Below are 277 nucleotides of genomic sequence, written 5' to 3'. Positions count from 1 at the left end.
ACCTACTCTCACATGGGATCCCCCACACTACCATCGGCGATGACGCTTTTCACTTCTGAGTTCGGGATGGGATCAGGTGGTTCAACGTCTCTATGATCGTCAAGCAATTCTGCTGCGTTCGTTCTGGCTCACCTTCTGTTGGTTGGTGTGACCAAAACACGCGAAGACATGCTTGGATCTTTAACAATTCGTTTTGAAATAACGTAAATCAAGGTTAAACCAGTTTCTATCGTAATGTGTCTTTGCAATCTTTGATGAGCTGTCTCATCCAAAAACC

At 44.8% G+C, this 277-nt stretch carries 1 rRNA gene; it reads right to left on the bottom strand.

Going from position 1 to position 277, the window contains the following annotated elements:
- Positions 1–104: ribosomal RNA gene (gene rrf / locus V6259_RS19800) — 5S ribosomal RNA — on the bottom strand; the annotation flags it as partial.
- Positions 105–277: the final 173 nt, after the last annotated feature.

Source organism: Marinomonas sp. TI.3.20 (assembly GCF_038155025.1).
Lineage (GTDB): Bacteria > Pseudomonadota > Gammaproteobacteria > Pseudomonadales > Marinomonadaceae > Marinomonas > Marinomonas flavescens.
This window is presented reverse-complemented; position numbering and strand designations above follow the sequence as displayed.